The following is a 6,289-nucleotide window of genomic DNA, read 5'->3' on the forward strand; positions in this document are numbered from 1 at the left end:
CCGTGCGCTTGAGCAGGGCGAGACGCTCCCTGGACAGCAGGTTCCGGGTGGCGTCGGTGAGCGGCGCGTGCAGGCTCACGTAGTCCGCGGTGCGCAGCAGCTCGTCCAGCGGCAGGTAGCGGGCGCCGAGCCGGTCCTCCACCTCGGGGTCGGCCCGCCTGCGCCCCGCGTACACGATGTCCATGGCGAACGCCCGCCCCCGCAGCGCCACTTCCTGCCCGATCTGCCCGAGCCCCACGATGCCGAGGGTCTTGCCGGACAGCTCGGTGAGTGACGGTTTGAGGCGGGGCAGCGCCCAGTCGGCCTCGACCAGGGCGGTGTGCGCGGGGACCACTTGCTTGGCGAGGGCGAGCATCAGGGCGAAGGTCTGCTCCGCCACGTTCTGCTTCTCCGCGCCGCTCGACCCGATCGTGCACACCGGTACGCCACGGCCGCGCGCCGCGTCGACGTCCACATAGTCGAAGCCGTGGCTGGCGCACTGCACGAGCCTCAACTCCGGTGCGGCCGCCAGGTGTTCGGCCGTCACCGGGGAGAGCGCCGTGATCAGCGCGCGGGCGGTGCGCAGCGCCTCCGGGTCCTCGTCGACGGACTCGACGACCGTGACCCGCGCCGGGGCGGGCAGCAGCTTCGCGAACCCGGCGCCCGCCGCGCGCCCGCCGACGTGCGCGGGCACGACGGCCAGAACGTGCGGGCCCGGGGCGCTCACACCGACTCCGTCACGAGGTCGTCCGCCCCGACCGTGCCCGGCCCGGCGTGCCCGGTCAGGGCGAGCGTCAGATCGAACTCGGCGAGCAGACAGCGGATCACATGCTCGACGCCCGCCTGCCCGTCCAGGCCGAGCCCGTACGCGTACGGCCGCCCCAGAAGCACCGCCCGCGCGCCGAGCGCCAGCGCCTTGAACACGTCGTCCCCGGTGCGTACCCCGCTGTCGAACAGCACCGTCAGCCGGTCACCGACCGCCTCGGCCACGCGCGGCAGGGCGTCGGCCGCGGCGACCGAGCCCGCGACCTGACGGCCACCGTGGTTGGAGACCACCACACCGTCCATGCCCGCGTCCGCCGCGAGCCGCGCGTCGTCCGGGTGCAGGATGCCCTTCAGGACGATCGGGCCGTCCCAGTTCTCCCGCAGGAACGCCAGGTCGGGCCAGGTTTTCGCCGGGTCCGCGAACATCCCCACGAAGTGCATCACCGCGGCGTCCGGGTCCTCGTGCACGGGCTTCGCCAGACCTGCCTGGAACGCCGGGTCGGAGAAGTAGTTGGCGGTGCCCACGCCGTGCAGGAACGGCAGATACGCCTGGTCCAGGTCGCGCGGGCGCCAGGCGAGCAGCGGGGTGTCGAGCGTGACGAGCAGCGCCGTGAACCCGGACGCCTTCGCCCGGTCCAGGAAGCTTTTCGTCACCTCCCGGTCCTTCGCCCAGTACAGCTGGAACCACCGCTCCGCGTCGCCCATCTCCGCCGCGACCTGCTCCATCGGCGTGCTCGACGCGGACGACAGGACGAACGGCACGCCCTGCGCGGCGGCGGCCCGCGCGGCCGCCGACTCCGCGTCCGGATGCATGATCGACAGCACCCCGACCGGCGCGAGCGCCAGCGGTGCGGGCAGTGGGCGCCCCAACACCTCGACGGACAGGTCGCGTTCGTGCACGTCCCGCAGCATCCGCGGCACGATCCGGCGCCGGTCGAGCGCGGCCCGGTTGGCGGCGGCGGTGCTGCCGCTGCCCGCGCTGCCCGCCACGTAGCCGACGGGCCCTGGGCCGAGCCGCCGCTCCACCAGCTCCTCGAGCCGGGTCAGATCCGTGGGCAGCCGGGGCACGGCGCCCGTCATGCCCTTCAGATAGATCTCGTACTGAAAGTCCGCCCAGTGCTGCGCCATCCGAACTGCCGCCTCCCGCGCCCGCGTACGTGTGTGCTGTGAGCCCGCGCCGCGAGCCCCGCGCTGTGCGTTCTGCCTTGTGCGTTGCCGTTGTGCGTCGAGCGTTCTGCGTGGTGCGGATCTTGGCACGGGGAGCGGCGCGGCCGTAAGGGGTGACTCCTCCCCCTCCTGAAGGAGGGGGCTTCTCGCTATGCCGGTGAGGCTTCGCGACGGACCAGCCCGGCCCGTAGAACGTTGAGTGCGCCCACCGTGTCCGCGTGCGCGGTGTGGCCGCACGCGACGCAGTGGAACTTCTCTTGTGTGGGCCGGTTCTCCTTCGCGGTGTGCCCGCATTCGGGGCAGGTGCGGGAGGTGTTGCGGGGGTCCACGGCGATCATGTCTCGTCCGGCGCTTTCAGCCTTGGCGTGCAGGATCGTCAGGAACACCCCCCAACCGGCATCAGCAATACTTCGGTTCAACACGGCCTTCGCGACGGCCCCGTTGGGCAGGAAGCTGCCCGGCCTCTCGGGGTCGGGCTTCGGCTTGGGGGCCTTGCTCATGTTGCAGATCTTGAGGTCTTCGTGCGCGATGAAATCGTGTGCGCGGACCAGGCCGAGCGCGGTCTTATGCGCGTGGTCGAGGCGCTGGCGACGCACCGTGCGGTGCAGATCGGCAACCTTCTCAACGGCCCGGCGGTGGTTGGCTGTTCGCTTGTCACGTCGCACACGAGGGAAGCGGGACAGCGCCTGCTGTGCGGCTTCGAGCTTCGCGGCGGCCCTCCGGCCATGGCGCGGATTGGGTACGAACTCGCCGTTCGAGTCGGCCAGGAAGTTGGCTATGCCCAGGTCGATGCCAACCACGCTGCCCGTCGCGGGCAGCGGCTCGGGCTGCGCCTGCTCGGCCGTCAGGACCACGTACCACTTCCGACCCTCGCGCTTGACCGACACGGTCTTGACCTTGCCGACCACCGGCCGGTGCTGGTTGACCTTGACGTGCCCCACACCCTGAAACCGGACACGGGTCACCGGGTCGTGCGGGGTCGAGTCCCAACGGCAACCGTCACCGTCCTTGGGAAAGTCGACCGTGTCGAACCAGTTGACGCCACGAAAACGCGGATAACCCGGTGTGTCACCGGACTTGACCCGGCGGAAGAACCCGGCGAACGCCTTGTCGAGGCGGCGAAGCGTCGCCTGCTGCGAGCTGAACGACCAACGGCCCTGACGTTCCGGGTCAAACACCCGGATCTCTTTGAGCTGGGCGGACTGCTGCCCGTACTTCACGGATGTCTTCGAGACATGCCGGTAGGCGTCGCGGCGTTCCTGCAACGCCCCGTTGTAGAGCGAGCAGTGGTCACGGAGCATCTCGCCCAGCGCGGCCTGCTGGCCCACGGTGGGCCGCATGAGGAACTTGTACGCACGCATCACCCGACCCACCCCCCTCCCAAGGCCGTTCCGGCGACCATATGGTGTATTTCACCGCGCTGGGTACCAAACCCCGATATCCGCACGGGCCGTCACGTCGCCTACCAGCTGCATGCGTGCTTGGTGTTCGTGACCAAATCCCGGCAGGGCATCTTCGATGACGCCATGCTCAAGAGGGTTAGCTTCAGGTACCTGCGGGCCGAGTACACCGGCCGAATCAACCGGATCGGAATGGGCTCGGTGTTCTGGTCCCGCTTCTACTTCGCCGGCTCCTGCGGCGGTGCCCCGCTGGCCGTGATCCGCCAATACATCGAAGGACAGAAACAACCCGCGAGCCGAGGCCAACAGCGCGAACCCGCGCTGACAGTGCGCGTCAGAGCAGCATTGACATGCGTTTCCCTCCCCGGCCGAAGCCGGGGATGCCCACGCAAGATCAGGGATGGATCACACTTGGTGTACGGAGGCACGGGTCTGCCTGCGTACCGGCACCCGTACCCCTAGCCGTACGGGTCAGCGCGTGCGGCCCCGGCGGAAGATCCGGCGGCGCAGGCCCGTGAGCCGGCCGCGGCGCGGGCGGGAGCGCCACACGCCGCTCGTGTCCGGGCGCCGGGACACCTGGAGCGGCGGGTGCCACGCCTCGTCCGGCGAAAGCAGCGGCGTCTTGCGCCGGGCCTGCTCGCGGACCTCCACATGGGCCTCGTACGAGGTGACCTTCAGGGCCTCGTCGTGCGCGGCCATGGCGGCGCTGATCGCCGCGCCCGCTGCGCCCCCACGGCGCGCCTGCACGGCCAGCCAGGCGCAGAAACCGAGCACGGCGAGCATGCCGGTCGCGATCAGCAGCAGAGGCAGTACGTCAGTCATGACTTCGAGGGTACGTGCCGCACGGCGCGCCGGGGCAGCGCCCAGAGGCAGGGGGCGGCCCACGCCGAAGATCGGCCGGGCCTGGAACCGCGGGCCGTCCTCGGGCACTCTTGCCTTCCGTGTCATCCGTACCGCAGCAGCAGACCCAGCCAACTTCCGCCGCGCCCCGCATGGTTGTGTGCGGTGACGACGCGCTCGCCCGACGCCTCGCCGAGGAGATCCGCGAGGTGTACGGCCAGCGCGTGACGCTCGTCGTGCCGTCCGCCGGGCAGAGACGGGACGAGCCGCTGTCCGTACGGTCCCGGGCCAGCTCCTTCTTCGGCCGGGTCACCGCCGCCATGGGCCGGGCGGCGGGCAACGGCCCCGGCCCCGGCGGCACCCCGGACGACCCCGACGAGCCCGACAGCGGCCCAGGGCCGCTCATCGAGGCCGCCGAGCTGACCGACGACGTACTCGTGGCGGCCGGGGTCGAGCAGGCCGAGGCGCTCGCCCTCGTCAACGACGACGACGAGACCAACATCCGCGCCGCCCTCACCGCCCGCCGCCTCAACCCGCACCTGCGCCTCGTCATCCGGCTCTACAACCGCAAACTCGGCCAGCACCTCGCCGAACTCCTCGACCAGGCCTGCGCGTTGGCCTCACCCGGCATCGACACCGCCGACGCCTCCACCACCGTCCTGTCCGACGCGGACACCGCCGCCCCGGCCCTCGCGGCCACCGCCATCGCCGCCACCACCAAGGTCGTCCAGGTCGACGGGCTGCTCCTGCGGGCCGCCGAGCGCGCCCCGACCCGCAGCGGCCAGCGCGCCGACCGCGGCCTGTGCACGCTCGCCCTGCTTTCGCCCACCGACGTGGACCCGCGCGGCCGCGCCGACGGTGCCGGAGCCGAGACGGAACTGCTGCCCGACGACGCGGCCGTCGCCGCGGCAGGCGGACGCGGCACCGTCGTCCTGGAGGAGGTCGCCTACCACGGGCCCGAAGCCGCCCCGCAACGCGTGCGCGGCGCCCCGCTCGGCCAGCTGTTCTCCCGCCGGCTGCGCTGGACCGTGGCCGGACTCGCGGTCTGCGGCCTCGCCCTGGCCGTCGCCACCTGGATCACCCAGGGCGGCAGCCCGCTGCACGCCACCTACGTCACGCTGCTCGACCTGTTCGCGATGGGCGACCCCGCCGAGGACGAGCCCCGCAGCCGCCGGATCCTCCAACTCCTCACCGGATTCGCCGGGTTGCTGCTCCTGCCGGTGCTCCTGGCCGCCGCGCTCGAAGCGTTCGGCACGTTCCGCACCGCGTCCGCGCTGCGCCGCCCGCCGCGCCGGATCTCCGGGCACGTCGTACTGCTCGGCCTCGGCAAGATCGGCACCCGCGTGCTCGCCCGGCTCTGCGAACTCGGCATCCCCGTCGTGTGCGTCGAGGAGGACCCGGAGGCCCGCGGCGTGGACCTGGCCCGGCGGCTTCGCGTCCCGGTCGTCCTCGGTGACGTCACCCAGGAAGGCGTCCTGGAAGCGGCGAAGATCAAACGCGCGCACGCCCTGCTCGCCCTCACCAGCGTCGACACCACCAACCTCGAAGCCGCCCTGTACGCCCGCTCGGTGAAGGCCGACGTGAAGGTCTCCCTGCGCCTGTACGACGACGAGTTCGCCACCGTCGTCTACCGCACCCTGCGCGCCGCGCACCCCAACTCCCAAACTTTGAGCCGGAGCTGTACGCATCTCGCGGCGCCCGCGTTCGCCAGCGCGATGATGGGGCGGCAGAACCTCGGCTCGCTGCCCGTCGAACGCCAGGTGCTGCTGTTCGTGGCCGTGAACGTCGCGGGCCATCCGCTCCTGGAGGGCCGTACCGTGGAGGAGAGCTTCAGCCCCGGCCGCTGGCGGGTGATCGCCCTGGACGCCGCGGACCCGGCGGAGCGCCGCCCCGACCTGGCGGCCCCGCAGGCCGACGCGGAGGAGCGTCCGCCGGGCCTGGTGTGGGACCTGCACCCCGGGTACATGCTGCGCTCGGAGGACCGGGTTGTCGTCGCGGCGACCCGTCGGGGGCTTGCGGAGCTTCTTGGGCGGCGGGTGGTGGTGGAGGCGGATGCGGCAGGTTGAGCCCTGCGGGGCGTTTTCCTCCCCGCCCCTTCTCGAAGTCCTCGCCGGACGGGCCTCCTCAATCGCCGGAGG

At 71.9% G+C, this 6,289-nt stretch carries 5 protein-coding genes and 1 pseudogene; 2 read left to right on the top strand and 4 right to left on the bottom strand.

What is annotated here, in order from left to right; genetic code table 11:
- The 3 genes from GUY60_RS32355 to GUY60_RS32365 form a co-directional block, all read right to left on the bottom strand.
- Nucleotides 1–706: 2-hydroxyacid dehydrogenase (locus GUY60_RS32355; RefSeq protein WP_161704381.1), on the bottom strand; the 706-nt coding region annotated here is incomplete at its 3' end.
- Entirely contained in the window at nt 703–1,872 is a 1,170-nt protein-coding gene (locus GUY60_RS32360) for a lactate 2-monooxygenase (RefSeq protein WP_161704383.1), read from the bottom strand. The genes GUY60_RS32360 and GUY60_RS32355, both read right to left, overlap by 4 nt.
- Before the next feature lie 188 nt (nt 1,873–2,060).
- Nucleotides 2,061–3,275, bottom strand: coding sequence for an RNA-guided endonuclease InsQ/TnpB family protein (locus GUY60_RS32365; protein ID WP_161704385.1), 1,215 nt, complete (start codon nt 3,273–3,275; stop codon nt 2,061–2,063).
- Nucleotides 3,276–3,320: 45 nt separating this feature from the next.
- On the opposite strand from GUY60_RS32365, the pseudogene GUY60_RS32370 reads away from it, so the two are divergent.
- Nucleotides 3,321–3,602 (top strand): annotated as a pseudogene (locus GUY60_RS32370) (transposase); the annotation flags it as partial.
- A gap of 180 nt (nt 3,603–3,782) precedes the next feature.
- Here GUY60_RS32370 and GUY60_RS38335 read toward each other — a convergent pair.
- Nucleotides 3,783–4,133 (bottom strand): hypothetical protein, encoded by a 351-nt coding sequence (locus GUY60_RS38335; protein ID WP_187370181.1) that lies wholly within the window; start codon nt 4,131–4,133, stop codon nt 3,783–3,785.
- 170 nt (nt 4,134–4,303) lie between these two features.
- On the opposite strand from GUY60_RS38335, the gene GUY60_RS32380 reads away from it, so the two are divergent.
- Complete coding sequence (locus GUY60_RS32380; protein WP_161704387.1) at nt 4,304–6,217, top strand: NAD-binding protein; 1,914 nt, start codon at nt 4,304–4,306, stop codon at nt 6,215–6,217.
- Nucleotides 6,218–6,289 lie beyond the last annotated feature (72 nt).

Origin of the sequence: Streptomyces boluensis (genome assembly GCF_009908195.1) — a bacterium.
GTDB classification, from domain to species: Bacteria; Actinomycetota; Actinomycetes; order Streptomycetales; family Streptomycetaceae; genus Streptomyces; species Streptomyces boluensis.